The 764-nt window shown below is 68.6% G+C and carries 1 protein-coding gene; it reads right to left on the bottom strand.

Annotation, left to right across the window (positions count from 1 at the left end; translation table 11 throughout):
- A partial coding sequence (locus ACI79U_RS21425) for a flagellin N-terminal helical domain-containing protein (RefSeq protein WP_457072409.1) occupies positions 1-756 on the bottom strand: 756 nt, incomplete at its 3' end.
- Positions 757-764: the final 8 nt, after the last annotated feature.

Below are 764 nucleotides of genomic sequence, written 5' to 3' on the forward strand. Positions count from 1 at the left end.
CTTGATCGCCGCGGACGCCCCGGTGGCCTGCTGGAAGCTCGGGGTGGCCTTGGCGATGTCGGTGGTGGAACCGCTGAGCGCACCGTCGGCGTCGGTGTAGCCGGTGGTGCTGGCCGGGGCGGTGAACACCAGCTCGGTGTTCGTGGCCCCCACCGCGAACGGGGTGGCGCCGGTGGCCAGGCCGAAGGCCTTGGCGGCCTCGGCGTTGAGCTTGGTCAGCCGCTCGGCGTTGGTGTCCTCGGCGGCGGTGTACTCCACCGAGCCCAGGTCGAACTGCTTGCCACCGAAGCTGATGGTGCCGTTGAGCTTGGTGAAGTCGTTCACCGTCGTGGTGTCGCTGAAGTTCCCGGCACCGTTGAAGGTGACCGCGACCGAGCCGGCGGTGGTGGCGCTGGCGTTGGTGACGGTGCCGGTGGCGGCACCGGTGGCCGGGGCGGTGACGTCGACACCGGCGACGTTCAGGCCGGTGGCGTCCAGGCCCTTGCCGGTGGAGCCGATGGCGACGTTGATGGTCTCCCCGCCGTTGGCACCGACCTGGAAGGTGGCGTTGTAGCTGCCGTCCAGCAGGGCCTTGCCGTTGAACTTCGTGGTGCTGGCGATGCGGTCCAGCTCGGACTTGAGCTGGCCGATCTCGGACTGGATGTTCTTCTTGGCGTCGTCGTTGAGGCCACCGTCGTTGGAGGCCTGCACCGACAGGTCGCGCATGCGCTGCAGGATCTTGTGCGTCTCGGTGAGCGCACCTTCAGCGGTCTGCACGACCGAGA

The organism is Modestobacter sp. SYSU DS0904, from assembly GCF_054051115.1.